The organism is Nocardioides sp. (genome assembly GCF_047607365.1).
Lineage (GTDB): Bacteria > Actinomycetota > Actinomycetes > Propionibacteriales > Nocardioidaceae > Nocardioides.
Genome location: NZ_JASGDD010000027.1, coordinates 1 through 15,002, shown reverse-complemented (window position 1 = coordinate 15,002; position 15,002 = coordinate 1). Strand labels below are relative to the sequence as shown.

At 71.9% G+C, this 15,002-nt stretch carries 15 protein-coding genes and 1 tRNA gene; 8 read left to right on the top strand and 8 right to left on the bottom strand.

Annotated elements, in window-relative coordinates; genetic code table 11:
* Window positions 1-123: 123 nt before the first annotated feature.
* Window positions 124-831, bottom strand: a complete 708-nt coding sequence (gene nth / locus QM572_RS02355; protein WP_415089619.1) for an endonuclease III — start codon at window positions 829-831, stop codon at window positions 124-126.
* Window positions 832-902: 71 nt separating this feature from the next.
* Here nth and QM572_RS02350 point away from each other — a divergent pair, with 71 nt between their 5' ends.
* The gene (locus tag QM572_RS02350) at window positions 903-1,580 is read left to right on the top strand and encodes a Crp/Fnr family transcriptional regulator (protein ID WP_415089617.1); all 678 of its coding nucleotides are present in this window, start codon (window positions 903-905) and stop codon (window positions 1,578-1,580) included.
* Between the two features lie 42 nt (window positions 1,581-1,622).
* On the opposite strand, the gene QM572_RS02345 is transcribed toward QM572_RS02350, so the two are convergent.
* From QM572_RS02345 to QM572_RS02325, 5 genes are all read right to left on the bottom strand, one after another.
* Entirely contained in the window at window positions 1,623-2,579 is a 957-nt protein-coding gene (locus QM572_RS02345) for a hypothetical protein (RefSeq protein WP_415089615.1), read from the bottom strand.
* A 248-nt stretch (window positions 2,580-2,827) separates the two neighbouring features.
* On the bottom strand, window positions 2,828-3,619 hold the full coding sequence (locus tag QM572_RS02340; protein ID WP_415089613.1) for an MBL fold metallo-hydrolase: 792 nt from the start codon (window positions 3,617-3,619) through the stop codon (window positions 2,828-2,830).
* The gene (locus tag QM572_RS02335; protein WP_415089611.1) at window positions 3,616-4,206 is read right to left on the bottom strand and encodes an NUDIX hydrolase; all 591 of its coding nucleotides are present in this window, start codon (window positions 4,204-4,206) and stop codon (window positions 3,616-3,618) included. Before QM572_RS02335 ends, QM572_RS02340 begins: the two co-directional genes overlap by 4 nt.
* Window positions 4,207-4,314: 108 nt before the next feature.
* Window positions 4,315-4,767 (bottom strand): RidA family protein, encoded by a 453-nt coding sequence (locus tag QM572_RS02330; RefSeq protein ID WP_415089609.1) that lies wholly within the window; start codon window positions 4,765-4,767, stop codon window positions 4,315-4,317.
* 88 nt (window positions 4,768-4,855) lie between these two features.
* Window positions 4,856-5,023, bottom strand: coding sequence for a hypothetical protein (locus QM572_RS02325; protein WP_415089607.1), 168 nt, complete (start codon window positions 5,021-5,023; stop codon window positions 4,856-4,858).
* Window positions 5,024-5,077: 54 nt separating this feature from the next.
* On the opposite strand from QM572_RS02325, the gene QM572_RS02320 reads away from it, so the two are divergent.
* On the top strand, window positions 5,078-6,088 hold the full coding sequence (locus QM572_RS02320; RefSeq protein ID WP_415089605.1) for an ArsA-related P-loop ATPase: 1,011 nt from the start codon (window positions 5,078-5,080) through the stop codon (window positions 6,086-6,088).
* A gap of 88 nt (window positions 6,089-6,176) precedes the next feature.
* Window positions 6,177-7,340 (top strand): ArsA family ATPase, encoded by a 1,164-nt coding sequence (locus QM572_RS02315; protein WP_415089603.1) that lies wholly within the window; start codon window positions 6,177-6,179, stop codon window positions 7,338-7,340.
* Between the two features lie 79 nt (window positions 7,341-7,419).
* On the opposite strand, the gene QM572_RS02310 is transcribed toward QM572_RS02315, so the two are convergent.
* On the bottom strand, window positions 7,420-7,719 hold the full coding sequence (locus QM572_RS02310) for a WhiB family transcriptional regulator (protein WP_415089601.1): 300 nt from the start codon (window positions 7,717-7,719) through the stop codon (window positions 7,420-7,422).
* Window positions 7,720-7,901: 182 nt separating this feature from the next.
* Between QM572_RS02310 and QM572_RS02305 the strand changes: the two genes are divergently transcribed.
* A complete protein-coding gene (locus tag QM572_RS02305) occupies window positions 7,902-10,109 on the top strand; it encodes a transglycosylase domain-containing protein (protein WP_415089599.1) in 2,208 nt (735 codons plus the stop codon).
* Window positions 10,110-10,117: 8 nt separating this feature from the next.
* Here the strand turns inward: QM572_RS02305 and QM572_RS02300 are convergent, their stop codons facing one another.
* The gene (locus QM572_RS02300) at window positions 10,118-10,579 is read right to left on the bottom strand and encodes a GatB/YqeY domain-containing protein (RefSeq protein WP_415089597.1); all 462 of its coding nucleotides are present in this window, start codon (window positions 10,577-10,579) and stop codon (window positions 10,118-10,120) included.
* 26 nt (window positions 10,580-10,605) lie between these two features.
* Here QM572_RS02300 and QM572_RS02295 point away from each other — a divergent pair, with 26 nt between their 5' ends.
* The 4 genes from QM572_RS02295 to QM572_RS02280 all read left to right on the top strand — a co-directional run bounded on the left by QM572_RS02295 (window position 10,606) and on the right by QM572_RS02280 (window position 14,861).
* Complete coding sequence (locus QM572_RS02295; protein ID WP_415089595.1) at window positions 10,606-11,553, top strand: metallophosphoesterase; 948 nt, start codon at window positions 10,606-10,608, stop codon at window positions 11,551-11,553.
* Between the two features lie 294 nt (window positions 11,554-11,847).
* Window positions 11,848-11,924: transfer RNA gene (locus QM572_RS02290), tRNA-Pro, on the top strand.
* 26 nt (window positions 11,925-11,950) lie between these two features.
* Window positions 11,951-13,522 (top strand): GGDEF domain-containing protein, encoded by a 1,572-nt coding sequence (locus QM572_RS02285; protein WP_415089593.1) that lies wholly within the window; start codon window positions 11,951-11,953, stop codon window positions 13,520-13,522.
* Window positions 13,523-13,559: 37 nt separating this feature from the next.
* The gene (locus QM572_RS02280) at window positions 13,560-14,861 is read left to right on the top strand and encodes an LCP family protein (protein WP_415089591.1); all 1,302 of its coding nucleotides are present in this window, start codon (window positions 13,560-13,562) and stop codon (window positions 14,859-14,861) included.
* The last annotated feature ends 141 nt before the right edge of the window (window positions 14,862-15,002 follow it).

Sequence of the window (15,002 nt, the reverse complement as noted above, 5' to 3'; positions counted from 1 at the left end):
CGGCGCCGCGCCCGATCCGGCGAGGCGGAGGCGCGAAAGCGCAGCGGGCTGCGCTGAGCGTCGACAACGAAGCCGGTCGGGATGCGGCGCCGTCGGGGCGCCGGCCGAATTGAGAGACACACCCTAGTTCGGGCCTTCGGTGCGCAGCAGCTTCGCGGCAACCTCGGGATCGGTCGGACCCTCGCCGAAGCTCGGGCACAGGCGCGCCACGGGGCACGCCCCGCAGGCGGGCTTCTTGGCGTGACAGCAGCGGCGGCCGTGCCAGATCAGGTGGTGCGACAGCATCGTCCAGTCGCGCTTCGGGAAGAGCTCGCCGACCGCGTGCTCGACCTTGACCGGGTCGGTCTCGGTCGTGAAGCCGAGGCGTCGCGAGAGCCGGCCGAAGTGGGTGTCGACCGTGATGCCGGGCATCCCGAAGGCGTTGCCGAGCACGACGTTGGCGGTCTTGCGGCCCACGCCGGGGAGGCGGACGAGCGCGTCGAGGTCGGGCGGCACCTCGCCGCCGTACTCGAGGACGAGGGCGGCACTCAGCTTGAGCAGCGCGTCGGACTTGGCACGGAAGAAGCCGAGCGGTCCGACGATCTGCTCGAGAACCGCGCGGTCGGCCGCCGCCATGGCGCGGGCGTCGGGGTAGGCGGCGAAGAGCCTCGGCCGGACGGCGTTGACCCGCTTGTCGGTGGTCTGCGCGCTCAGCACCGTGACGACCAGACACTCGAAGGGGTTGTCGAAGTCGAGCTCGGCCTTGGCGTCGGGGTACGTGGCCGCCAGGATCCGGTCGATACGCCTCGCGCGACGGACGAGGCCGGTTCTCGTCTCCTCCGTCCTGCGCACGCGGCAAGCCTACGGCTAGGATTCAGGTCACATGCCCTGTGTGGGGCGTCACCAGATCCGGGAGGTCGTCGGTGGACAACGACGTGCTGCGTCAGGCACCGCTCTTCAGTGCGCTGGACGACGAGGCGGCGACGGCGCTGCTCTCGTCGCTCGCCGAGACCAAGCTGCGCCGCGGCGAGGTGCTGTTCCACGAGGGCGACACCGGCGACAAGCTCTACGTCGTCATCGACGGCAAGGTGAAGCTCGGCCGCACCTCCTCCGACGGCCGGGAGAACCTCCTGGCGATCCTCGGCCCCGGGCAGATGTTCGGCGAGCTGTCGCTCTTCGACCCGGGCCCGCGCTCGGCCACCGTCACGGCGGTTACCGACTCGACGTTCGCCTCTCTGTCGCACGAGGACCTCCTGACCTGGCTCGAGGGCCGCGCCGAGATCGCCTCGGGCCTGCTGGCCCAGCTCGCCGGCCGGCTGCGCAAGGCCAACGACGTGGTCGCCGACCTCGTCTTCTCCGACGTGCCCGGCCGCGTGGCCAAGGCGCTGCTCGACCTCGCGGAGCGCTTCGGCCGCACCGCCGACGACGGTGTCCACGTCCACCACGACCTCACCCAGGAGGAGCTCGCCCAGCTGGTCGGCGCCTCCCGCGAGACCGTCAACAAGGCGCTGGCCGACTTCGTCTCCCGCGGCTGGCTGCGCCTCGAGCCGCGCTCGGTGGTCATCCTCGACGTGGAGCGGATGACCCGCCGGGCCCGCTGACCGCCGACTGGGGCCTCCCCTCACCCCGAGTGGGGCCTCCCCTCACGCCGAGTAGGGGCTCGCCTCACGCCGAGTGGGGGCGAAGCGCAGCGGTGAGTAGCCGCCTCGGAGTGCCGCCCGCAGCTCGTCCAGCCAGCGATCCAGTGATCGCCCCGTGAAGTCGCCGCTCCGTACGACGATCACCGTCCAGCCGAGAAGCTGGAGCCTACGGCGGCGCTCCTCGTCGTGCCGGCGCTGCTCGGGAGCCGCCAGATGCGCGGCCACCCCGTCGTACTCCACCGCGACCTTCTGCACCGGATAGCCGAAGTCGAGGCGGTAGGTCGGCACGCCGTCGACGTCGACCCAGAGCTGGCACTCGGGGAGCGGGAGGCCCGCGTCAGCGATCGCGAGCCAGGTCCATGACTCGCGCGGCGACTCCATGACGTGACGGACCAGCGGCACCAGGTCCTTGAGCTGAACCACCCCACGGCGCCCCTTGAAGCGGGGCAGCTCCGCTGCCAGGTCCAGCGACGTGAACCGGTGGAGCCGCGCCAGATCGTTCATGCCGGCCATGGCCTCGCGGCGGCGGAGCTCGCAACCGAGATCCAGCGCCGTGCGCAACGGCGTCGTCACCCGGACGCCCGCGACGACCATGACGTCGTCGACGCCGAGATCTCGCGACCGCCCGACGACATCGCGTCGGTCGGTCGGGTTCCTGCCGCGCAGGGCTGCCGTCTCGATCGGCGCCAGCGTCTCGGTCTCGGCCAAGGTCAACGTCGACACCCCGTGCAACCACGCGGCGGAGCGGTCGATCAGCACGTGGCTCGGTCCCACCACCTTGGCGATGGATCGAGCACGCAGGTCGAGAGTGTCCTCGAGACCGACGGGTACGTACACACCGCGCACCACACGCCGGAGGACGCCCGTGCCGCAGGCATCCCGGATGTCGTTGCGCTTCCATCCGGCGCGGGTCAGGTCGGCGGTGGTCGCGGGCTGGTCAGGCAGGTCAGGTGTGGTCATGCCGACAGGCTCTCCCGACGCCCACGTCGGCGAGCGTCTCGAGATCACGTCTGTGGAGGACGCCTCCGCGAGCCGACATCCGGTACGCCGGGTGGCTCGTCGTGAGACGGACGGGACGTTGCGGCACCTCACTCACGAGGCGCTCGAGGGACCGCAGCCCCCACTCGGCCAGCCCCAAGGCCCTACTCGGCGGGAGGGGAGGCCCTACTCGGCCAGCCCCGAGGCCCCACTCGGCAGGAGGGGAGGCCCTATTCGGCGAGGTAGGCGAGCTGGGCGCGGACGGAGAGCTCCGCGGCGCCCCATAGGACCGGGTCGACGTCGGCGTAGACGATCTCGACGACGGCCCGCGGCACGTCGTCGGGGAGGACGTCGTCGGGCAGCAGCGCGAGGGCGGTCGCGACCTGCTCGAGCCGCTCCCGCCGGTGCCCGACGTAGTAGTCCAGCACCGCGAGCGCATCGGCGATCGCCGGCCCGTGACCTGGCCAGACCCACGCCACGGAATGTGCCTCGGCCAGCGAGCGCAGCCGGTCGAGCGAGGAGAGGTAGGCGCCCAGCGAGCCGTCCGGGTGGGCGACAACGGTGGTGCCGCGGCCGAGGACGGTGTCGCCCGTGAGGACGGCGGAGGCCGACGGCACCCAGAAGGACAACGAGTCCGCGGTGTGGCCGGGCGTCGCCACCACGTGGACCTCGAGCGCCGAGTCCAGCGCGACCACGTCCCCGGCCCGCAGCCCTTCGGCGCCGAGCACCAGCGAGGGATCGAGCGCTCTCACGGGAGCGCCCACCCGCTCGGCGAGGGCCAGCGCGCCCTCGGAGTGGTCGAGGTGGTGGTGGGTGAGGAGCACCTCGGCGACGTCCCCGGCCCGCGCGGCGACGGTCTCCAGGTGAGCGGAGTCCAGCGGCCCCGGGTCGATCACGATCGAGCGCTCGCCCGAGCGGAGGATCCAGGTGTTGGTCCCGTCGAGGGTCATGATCCCGGCATTGGGCGCGAGGACGCACTCGTGGACGCCGTACGCGCCGCCGGCCCAGGGCTCGGTCGTCACAGCCACCTCGCCCCGGGCCGCGCCGCCGCGAGCTCCTGCGCCCACGCCGGCAGCCGCGGCCCCGTCTCCGTCCACGTGGGCAGGAACATCTCGACCTCGGCGTCGACGGTCGCCTCCATGACGGCCTCCGCCGTCGGATAGGTGACGAGCCGCAGCAGCGCCGCGTACGTCGGCGGCATCATGTCCCACTCGCCGGCATCGACCCGGTCGAGCGCCTCGCCCGGCGCGATCCAGGCGACCGCGGAGGACTCGGTGGACAGCTCGCGCGCCTCCTGCCCGGTCGGCAGCAGCGCGGCGAAGAACCACGTCCGGTAGCGCCTCGGCATCACCTCGGGCGTCGTCCACGCGTCCCACGCTCCCAGCGCCGCCGGATCGAGGACGACGCCGGTCTCCTCGGCGAGCTCGCGCACCGCGTTGGCCCGCGGCGACTCCCCCGGCACCGCCCCGCCGCCGGGGAAGGCGACCAGTCCGCCCGCGAACGCCATCGACGTGCGGCGGACCATGACGAACACCTCGAACGCCTCGTCCGCGGCACCGGGCGCGGGCCGCAGGAGCAGCACGGTGGCCGCGTCCCGGGGCTCGACCACGCTCGTCATTCCGGGACCGGGCTCAGTACGTGCTCACGAAGGTCCGGCCTGCTGCGCGCCGCCCCAGCACCCACCGCTCGCGACGGCCACCCCTTCGTGAACACGTACTCAGAGCTCGACGACGATCTCGACCTCGACCGGCACGTCCAGCGGCAGCACGGCGACGCCGACGGCCGAGCGGGCGTGCGGGCCGTCGAAGGCCGCGGCGAGCAGCTCCGACGCGCCGTTGGCGACGGCGGGCTGCCCGGTGAAGGAGGGATCGGAGGCGACGAAGACGACGGCCTTGACGACCTGCTTCACCAGGTCGAGGTCGCCGATCAGGCCCTTGACCGCCGCGATGGCGTTGAGCGCGCACTGCCGGGCCGCCTCGGTCGCCAGCTCGGGCGAGACCTCGGCGCCGACCTTGCCGAGGGCGACCGGGGCGCCGTCGCGCATCGGGATCTGGCCCGATGTGTAGACGAAGGAGCCCGCGCGAGTCGCCGGAACGTACGCCGCCACCGGCGGCACCACCTCGGGGACGGTGAGCCCGAGCTCGGCCAGACGCGACTCGACGAGGCTCATGCCGTGCCCCTTTCGCATGAGCACTGCGGTGCCTCGCTCCGGCACACCTCGCTGGCGCTCGGCGTACCTCCGCGGGGGCTCCTCGCGCTCATGCCTCGACCGGCCGCTTGAAGTAGCCGACCTGGTTCACGGCGCCGTTGCCCGCATCGGTGTTGAGGATGGTGACGAGCTCCCAGCCGTCCTGGCCGAAGTTGTTGAGGATCTGCCCCGCGACGTGATTGAGGATCGGGGCGACCTGGTACTCCCACGTGGTCATGAACCCACCCTAGACTGCGGCGGGGGTGTGACGGTTGCCACTACAGTCCAGCCCATGAGCGATGAGGCGGTGCGGCTGCACGTCGTCAGCGGCAAGGGCGGCACCGGCAAGTCGACCGTGGCGGCCGCGCTCGCGCTGGCGCTCGCGAGCGAGGGCAAGAGCGTGCTCCTCTGCGAGGTCGAGGGCCGCCAGGGCATCGCGCGGATGTTCGACGTCGATCCGCTGCCCTACGCCGAGACCCGGGTCGCGACCGGGCTCACCGTCGACGGCGCCGCCCCCGGGAGCGTCTACGCGCTCCACATCGACGCGGAGTCGGCGCTGCTGGAGTACCTCGCGATGTACTACAAGCTCGGTCGCGCCGGGCGAGCGCTGGACCGCTTCGGCGTCATCGAGTTCGCGACGACCGTCGCGCCCGGGGTGCGCGACGTGCTCCTCACCGGCAAGGTCTTCGAGGCCGTGGAGCGCAACAGCCGCAACAAGGGGGCGAGGAGGTACGACGCCGTCGTGCTCGACGCGCCTCCGACGGGCCGGATCACGCAGTTCCTCAACGTGAGCGACCAGGTGGCGGGCCTGGCGAAGGTGGGCCCGATCAAGAACCAGGCCGACACGATGATGACGCTCTTCCGCTCCCCCCGCACCAGGGTCCATCTCGTGACGCTGCTCGAGGAGATGCCGGTCCAGGAGACCGCGGACGGGATCGAGGAGCTGCGCACGGCGCGGCTGCCGTTCGGCCACGTGATCGTCAACCTCGCCCGGCCGCGCGACCTCGACGACGAGGAGCTCGCGCACGCCCTCGCCGGCACCCTCGATCGCGCGCAGATCGCCACCGACCTCGGGCGCGTCGGGATCGCCGCCGACGACACCCTGATCGACGGCCTGATCGCCGACGCCGCCGACCACGCCGAGCGGCGTGCCCTGGAGGACGCGCAGCGAGCGAAGGTCGCCGGCCTCGGCGTACCGTCGTGCGAGCTGCCGCGCCTGGCCGGCGGCATGGACCTCGGCGGTCTCTACGAGCTGGCCGCCCTGCTGACCGAGCAGGGCCTGACCGGGAGGTCGACGGCATGAGTGCGAGGAGCCCCCACGGAGGCACGCCGAAGCGGAGCGAGGTGTGCCGGAGTGAGGCACCGCAGCGCTCGTGCGGAGAGGACACGGCATGAGCACCCGGACCCGACTGCGCGTGGGCCCGCTAGCCCACCGTCCCTCCGCCGCGCCCGTGCTCGACCTGGACCGGCTGATCGACGATCCGTCGACCCGGATCATCGTCTGCTGCGGATCCGGTGGCGTCGGCAAGACCACGACCAGTGCGGCGCTGGCGCTGCGCGCCGCCGAGCGCGGCCGCACGGTGGTCGTCCTGACCATCGACCCGGCGCGGCGCCTGGCGCAGTCGATGGGCATCGACCAGCTCGACAACACCCCGCGCCCGGTCGGCGGCGTCTCGGGCGACGGATCCCTCGACGCCATGATGCTGGACATGAAGTCGACCTTCGACGAGGTCGTGCTGTCGCAGGCGACGCCCGAGAAGGCGAAGGCGATCCTGTCGAACCCCTTCTACATCGCGCTGTCGAGCTCGTTCGCGGGGACGCAGGAGTACATGGCGATGGAGAAGCTCGGCCAGCTCGACAGCAAGGGCGACTACGACCTCATCGTGGTGGACACGCCCCCCAGCAGGAACGCGCTGGACTTCCTCGACGCGCCCGACCGGCTGAGCAGCTTCCTCGACGGGCGCTTCATCAAGATGCTGGTGCTGCCGGCCAGGGGCCCGGCGCGGATTATGAGCGCCGGCGTCGGGCTGATCACCGGCGCGCTGTCGAAGATCCTCGGTGGGCAGTTCCTGACCGACCTGCAGACCTTCGTCGCCGCGATCGACACGGTCTTCGGCGGCTTCCGCCAGCGCGCCCAGAAGACCTATGCCCTGCTCAAGGCGCCGGGAACGGCGTTCCTCGTCGTCGCGGCGCCGGAGCCCGACGCGCTGCGCGAGGCGGCGTACTTCGTGGAGCGGCTCAACGGCGACCGGATGCCGCTGGCCGGGCTCATCGTCAATCGGGCCACCATCCCGCCGGCCGGCGAGCTGAGCCGGGCCTCGGCGCTCGCCGGGGCGGAGCACCTGGAGGAACAGCAGCCGGGCTCGGTGACCGCCGGCCTGCTGCGGCTGCGCTTCGACCGGGCCGTGCGGGTGCAGCGCGAGACCCAGCTCACCGAGCGCTTCAGCGCGGCGCACCCGCGGGTGCCGGTGGCCGTCGTGCCGGCCCTGGCCGGCGACGTGCACGACCTCGACGGACTGCGCGAGGTCGGCGACCTCCTGACCACGACCCCCTGACCGACCCGTCGAGCGCCCTGGGAGGCCGGTCGGCGAACCCGGGAGCGCGGTCGCTCAGAGCGAGTTCTCGAACGCGCTCTCAGGCCTGGACCGGGACGACGGCCGTCGCGGTCGTGGCGGTCTTGCGGGCGGTCTCGAGGACCGCGCGCCAGGAGGCGTCGGGCTTGCGACGCAGCAGCGCGCGACGCTCCCGCTCGGTCATGCCGCCCCAGACGCCCCACTCGATCTGGTTGTCGAGCGCTTCGGCCAGGCACTCGGCCTGGACCGGGCAGCTGCCGCACACCTGCTTGGCCTTGTTCTGCTCGGCTCCCTTGACGAACAGTTGATCTGGTTGCGTGCTCCGGCACGCAGCGCGAGGCGCCCAGTCTTCAACCCACATTGACGTGTCCCTTGAACAGAGCCTCCCTCGTGGTCCCCACGACGACGTTGGAGGCTTAACCCGTGCTGAGAAACGTAATCTCGGTATGTCACTCGGTGACAGTCCCGTTTGACCCAAGTTGGGTAGTCATTTGTGACTAGCCCAGCCGGACCACCACAGCCGGGTCCCGTACCCTTGCGCGCATGTCGAGGCCTGCCCAGCGTCACCGTGAATATCGCGACCTCGTCCTGACCCGGCTGCTCGTGATGATGGCCGTCGCCGTGGTCCTGGGGGTCGTCGTCGCGCTGCTCGCGATCCCGTTCGCGGGCGTCGCCGGCATCGGCGCGCGCAACCTCGCCCGCAGCACGACCAACCTCCCGACCGCCCTCGACACCGAGGAGCTCGCCCAGCGCTCGAAGATCGTCGACGCCACCGGCAAGACCATCACGACGCTGTACGACGAGAACCGGATCACCCGCCCGCTCTCGAAGATCAGCCGCACGATGGTCCAGGCGATCGTGTCGATCGAGGACTACCGCTTCTACCAGCACGGCGCGCTGGACCTGAAGGGCACGCTGCGGGCGCTGGTCACCAACCAGGCCAACAACGGCGTCGTCCAGGGCGGCTCGTCGATCACCCAGCAGCTGGTCAAGCTGACCCTGCAGCAGCAGGCGCGGGCCTCGGGCGACGAGGCGGCGGTCAAGGCCGCGACCGAGGAGACCTACGCCCGCAAGATCAAGGAGCTGCGCTACGCGATCGCGCTCGAGCAGGAGCACACCAAGGACTGGATCCTCGAGCGCTACCTCAACGCGGCGTACTTCGGCGACGGCGCGTTCGGCGTCCAGGCGGCGGCGAAGCACTACTTCAACGTCAACAGCGACAAGCTGACGCTCACCCAGGCCGCGACGCTGGCCGGCCTGGTGAAGAACCCCACGGGCTACGACCCCACGAACTCCCCCGATCGCGCCGTGGCCCGGCGCAACGTCGTCCTCGACCGGATGGCGCAGCTCAACGTCATCACCACCGCCGACGCCGACGCCGCGAAGGCCGAGCCGCTCGGTCTCCACGTGAAGCAGGCCCAGAACGGCTGCGTGAACTCGACCGCGCCGTTCTTCTGCGACTACGTCATCAACCGGCTGCTCGCCGACCCCTCGCTCGGCGAGACGGTCGAGGACCGCAAGAAGCTGCTCTACTCGGGCGGCCTCACCATCAAGACCACGCTCAAGCTGGACAACCAGAAGGCCGCCGACACCGCGACCGCCGATCACGTCTACGCCACCGACCAGGCCATCGGCGCGATCGCCGAGATCGAGCCGGGGACCGGCAACGTGCTCGCGCTCTCGCAGTCGCGACCGATGGGGAGCAGCAAGAAGAAGGGCGAGACCTACCTCAACTACACGGTGCCCAAGGAGTTCGGCGACGCCAACGGCTTCCAGGCGGGATCGACCTTTAAGGCGTTCACCCTCGCGGTCGCGATCCGCAACGGCATCGGACTCGACACGGCGATCAGCGCGCCGACGCCGATGACCTTCCCCATGACGGCGTACGCCAACTGCAAGGGCGCTCCCGCGTACACCGGCGAGTGGCCGGTCAAGAACTCCACGACGACCAGCGCGGGTCCGTACACGCTCTACACCGGCACCCGGCTCTCGGTGAACACCTTCTACGCCCAGCTGCTGCAGGTCACCGGCGTGTGCGACCCGTTCAACCTGGCCAAGTCGATGGGCCTCTACCTCACCGCTCCCAAGGTGGAGCGGCTGCCGTCGTTCACCCTCGGCGTCGTCGACGTCAGCCCGCTGGAGATGGCCGGCGCGTACGCCACCTTCGCCGCCCGCGGCCTCTACTGCGACGCCCGCCCGGTGACCGAGATCGACGACTCGGCCGGCAACGTGATCAAGACCTATGACTCCTCCTGCAAGCAGGTCCTCTCCGAGGAGGTCGCCGACGGCGTCAACGAGGTCCTCCGCGGTCTCCAGGAGCCCGGCGGCTTCGGCTACGACCTCGGCGGGACCGGCCTGACCACCGCCGACGGCACCGCGATCCCCAGTGCCGGCAAGACCGGGACCACGACCTCGGGGAAGGCGGTCTGGTACATGGGCTACACCCCGCAGATCGCGACCGCCGCGATGATCGCCGGCGCCAACCAGCAGGGCAGCCCGATCTCGCTCGGAAGCCAGACGATCCACGGCTCGTCCGGCTTCGACGTCTCGGGCTCGCAGCTGGCCGGCCCGATGTGGGCCGACGCCATGCACCCCATCCAGGGCTCGCTGACCGTCGAGGACTTCACCCCGATCCCCGAGTCGATGAAGACCGCCACGCCGGACCTGCTCAAGGACAAGATCAAGATCACGTCCCAGCCGGCCGTCAGCAAGGGCAAGAAGGGCAAGAAGAAGCGGAAGAGGGACCGCTAGATGACCGTCTAGCCGAGCTGCCGCTTCACCTCGGCGGAGACGGCGCCGCCGTCGGCACGGCCCTTGACCTTCGGCTGGAGCGCGCCCATCACGCGGCCCATGGCGCGCATGCCGTCGCCGGCGACGCCGAGCTCGGCGATCGTCTCGGTGACCAGCGCCTCGATCTCAGCGGGGCTGAGCTGCTCGGGGAGGTAGTCGGCGATGACCGCCGCCTCGGCCAGCTCCTTGGCCGCGCTCTCCTCGCGTCCGCCGTCGGCGAAGGCCACCGCCGCCTCGCGCCGCTTCTTCGCCTCGCTCGCCAGCACCGTGACGATCTGCTCGTCGCTCAGCTCCACGGCCTGCTTGCCCGCGACCTCCGCGTTGGTGATCGCGGCGAGCACCATCCGCAGGGTCGAGGAGCGGATCTCGTCGCGGGCCTTCATCGCGGCGGTGAGGTCGGTGCGAAGCGTGCCCTTCAACGTGCTGCTCATGACCGCCATTGTGGCAGCCTGGGGGGATGGGAGCGGCACGGTTTATCGGGCGTACGACGGCAGCGGCTGCGGCAGCCGGGGCCGGCGTGCTCGGCTACGCGCTCTGGGAGGCCCGGCAGTACACCCTGCGCGAGGTGGAGCTGCCCGTCCTCCCCGCGGGCGCCGACCCGGTGCGGGTGCTGCACCTGTCCGACATTCATCTCGTGCCGACGCAGGCACGCAAGCTCGAGTGGCTCTCCGGGCTGGCGGTGCTGCGCCCCGACCTGGTGGTCAACACCGGCGACAACCTGGCCCACCGCGACGCGGTGGGGCCGCTCGTCGAGGCCCTCGGGCCACTGCTCGACGTGCCGGGCGCGTTCGTGCTCGGCTCCAACGACTACTTCGAGCCCGGGCTGCGCAATCCCCTGCGCTACGTCCTGCCCGACGACGGCCGGCGAGCGACCCACACGCCCACGCTGCCGTGGCGCGACCTGGCCCGCCGGTTCACCGGGGGCGGCTGGCTCGACCTCACCAACGGGTTCGGCTCGCTCAAGATCGGCGACCTCGCGATCGCCTTCGCCGGCGTCGACGACCCGCACCTGTCCTACGACCGCCTGGCCGACGTCGCTGGCCCGGCCGACCCGGGCGCCGACGTACGGCTCGCGGTCACGCACGCCCCCTACCTGCGGGTGCTCGACCAGTTCGCCCGGGACGGGTACGACGCCATCCTGGCCGGCCACACCCACGGCGGCCAGATCCGCGTCCCCCTGCTCGGCGGGGGCGGCGACAGTCTCGCGCTGACCACGAACTGCGACCTCGACGCCGCCCGCGCGCGAGGCCTGAGCCGTCACCCGGCCGACTCCGCACCGGGCGATCCGGGGTCGTCGTGGCTGCACGTCTCCGCGGGCCTCGGCGCCAACCCCACGCTCCGCGTGCGCCTGGCCTGCCGCCCCGAGGCGACGCTGCTGACCCTCACGCCGACGGAGGCGTCCTAGGGGCGCGAGGGGCACCACCGCGATGCCGCCGACCCTCCGCCAGAACAGGCTCCGGATCAGCGACGACGCCCCCTCCGCGCGCGCCGGTCGAGCGTGAAGAGGCCCGCAGCGCGTCTCGGTCCGACCCGCCGCCTTCGGCCCGTCCAGCGCGATCGCCGGAAGGCTCGGCAGCAGCGCGACGAGTCGTCGTCGATCTCTCGCTGCCCTCACCGGCACACCGCGATTACGGAGGGGTGAACGGGCTCCGCTATGCTCCCGTGCTTGTGAGCCGCCTCCTCGGGGGTGGAGTCACATCGGGGTGTGGCGCAGCTTGGTAGCGCGCTTCGTTCGGGACGAAGAGGCCGCAGGTTCAAATCCTGTCACCCCGACCAGCTGACCACGCGGACGAGGGAGCCGTATGCGTGCAGGCCGATCCTCTCCGCGGCGGCGGGCCCGGCGGCTCGCCGCCCTTGTCGCGCTCCTGCTGGCCGCGCCGGCGCTCCTCCTCGCCGCGCAGGCGGCTCGCGACCTGCGCGCCTCCGCTGCGAGCGACCGGTGGCTGACGGTCTTCGAGGCCTCGCTCCGCGCCGCCGAGGCGACCTCCGCCGAGCGTGGCCCCTCCAACGGCGCCCTGGGCTCCGACCTGCCGCTGCCCGGCGACACCAGCGCCGCGCTGGCGGCCGCCCGGGCCACGAGCGACCGCCGGCTCGACGCTCTGGATCGGGCGATCGAGCGCCTGCATGACGACGCCGGCGCCCGTGCCGCGGCTGTCCGGGCGGAGACGATCCGGGAGCGTCTCGCCGAGGGCCGCGGAGCGATCGACGACCTGCTCGCCCTCCCCCGCTCAGGACGCTCGACGGAGGCGCTCTCGTCGGCGATCGCGGGGATGGTCGCGGTCGTGCCGACGTTCTTCACCGTCGCCGACGAGGCGCTCAGCGCGATCCCGAGCCACGAGTCCAGCCCCAGCTCGCCGCTGCGCTCGGCAATCCTCGCGGGCAGGCTGCGCGAGGAGGCCGGACTCCTCGGCTCGCGCTTCACCCCGGCCCTGGCGACCGACCGGGCCCTCACCGCCGAGGACCAGTCGAGGATCGACATCAGCCTCGGCCGGGTCCAGCTCCTCCAGGCCATGCTCGACTCGCTGGTGGTCTCCGACGAGTCCGGCGCGGCGAGCGCGCGGGACAGCCTCAACTCGACGTACTTCGGTGACGGCATCGACTACGTCGAGTCCGTCCGTACGGCGGCGAGCGCGGGTGCCGCCGGCATCACGACGACCGAGTTCGCCACGACGTACGTCCCGACGATGAGCGCCATCGTCACCTTCCGCGACGCCATGCTGGCCATCGCCGAGGACGACCGGGCGGGCTACCGGGCACAGGAGCGCGGATCGCTGATCGCGTGCCTGCTGGCGGCCGTGATCCTGCCCGGCGCCGTCCTCGCGGCCACCGTGGCCTACGAGCGCCGGCTGATCCAGATCGACCGGCTCAGCGAGCTCGCCGAGACCGATCCGCTGACCGGACTGGCCAACCGCCGGGCGCTCGATGCGGCATGGGCCTCGCGGGCGAGCGCCGGTCCACGCACCCTGATCGTCTTCGACCTCGACCACTTCAAGCAGGTCAACGACCGCCACGGGCACACGGTCGGCGACGCGGCGCTGCGCCATGTCGCCGACGTCGTCCGGGAGGCGTCGCGCGCCGACGACGCCGTCATCCGCCTGGGCGGCGAGGAGTTCGCGGTGATCACGAGCGGCCAGTCCGCGGGCCTGGCGGAGAGCATGGCCGAGCGCCTGCGCGAGCAGCTGCGGACCTCGCCCCTCACCCTCCCCGACGGCGAGCCGGTCTCCTTCACCGCGAGCTTCGGCGTCCTCCACGTCGCCGACGCCGCGACGGCCGTCGACGCGAACGAGGCCATGGATGCCGCCGACCGGCTGCTCTACCGCGCGAAGGAGCAGCGCGACCAGGTGGAGTTCGGGAGCCTCCGAGTCGAGCCCTGATCAGCCGGCGGGCGTCTCCATGCCCGACAATGTCGCGGTGAGCGACCTCGAGGACCAGGGCGACGCCGGCTCCGGATCCACTCGTGGCGGGCAGCGCCGGGCCCGGGCGCACCGGCGGCACACCGTCGCGAGGGTCCTGCTGTCGACGCTGCTGGTCCTGGCGCTCACCTCGGCGATGTCGGTGGCGTACTTCTACCGCCATCTCAACGGCAACCTGAACCAGAAGCCGATCGACCCCCTCGGCCCGCGGCCCACGAAGGCCGTCGACACCGGCCCGACGGGCGCGCTCAACATCCTCGTGATGGGCTCGGACAGCCGCGACTGCGACGGCTGCGACATCGACGGCGTCCCCGGCGGAGGCGGCTCGGACACCACGATGCTGCTGCACCTCTCGGCCGACCGGAAGCGTGCGTACGGCGTCTCCATCCCGCGGGACTCGCTCGTGGACCGACCGAAGTGCCGCGACAAGGACAAGCCCTCCGAGATCCACCCGGCGGCGACGCTCCAGATGTGGAACGCGGCCTACGCGATCGGGACGGAGAACTGCACGATCGAGCAGTTCGAGCAGGCGACCGGGATCTTCGTCGACCACTACGTCACGGTGAACTTCGCCAGCTTCGTGAGCATGATCGACGCCATCGGCGGCGTCGAGGTGTGCCTTCCCGAGACGTTCTACGACTCCTACACGAAGACGACCTTCACGAAGGGCACCCACACCTACAGCGGGAAGAAGGCGTTGGCGTACGCCCGCGTCCGCCACGGGATCGGCGGCGGCGCGATCGAGGGCACGGACCTCGCCCGGGTGAAGCGGCAGCAGGCCCTCATCGCCGCGATGGTCGGCCGGGTGCTCTCGGCCGACACCCTCGCCAACCCCCTGAAGGTGACCAGCTTCCTCAACGCCGCCACCAAGTCGCTCACCCTCGACATGGACCTCACCGACCTGGTCGGGCTCGCGCTGCAGTTCAAGGACGTCGGCAGCAGCGGGATCCAGTTCCTCACCGTGCCGTGGCACTACGCGTCGGTCGACCCGGAGCTCAAGGGCAACCCCGCCTACTCCGGTCGGGTCGTGTGGACCGCGGACGAGGCCGACGTGCTGTGGCGCCGGCTGCTGCACGACCAGGCCCTCCCCGCCAGCCTGACCACCGACGCCATCGGCGTCGACCATCTGCCCGGGCAGAGCTCCTCGGCGACCCCCAGCGCGACGCCATCGTCCTCGTCCCCGCCGTCCTCGGGCTCCTCGTCGCCGTCGCCGTCGTCGTCACCGTCGCCGTCGCTGGAGGCCAACGGCCGCACCGAGGAGCAGAACCAGGCGCTCGCGGACGCGGGGCTCTGCCAGTGAGCGTCCCCCGGCTGCGCGCGTACGACGACGGGTCGGTCCCGCCGCCCGTCCCCGGCGAGCCCGGGCGGGTGATCGTCGTCGGCGCCGGCATCGCCGGCCTGGCCGCGGCGCACGCGCTGCGCGAGGCGGGCGTCGAGTGCG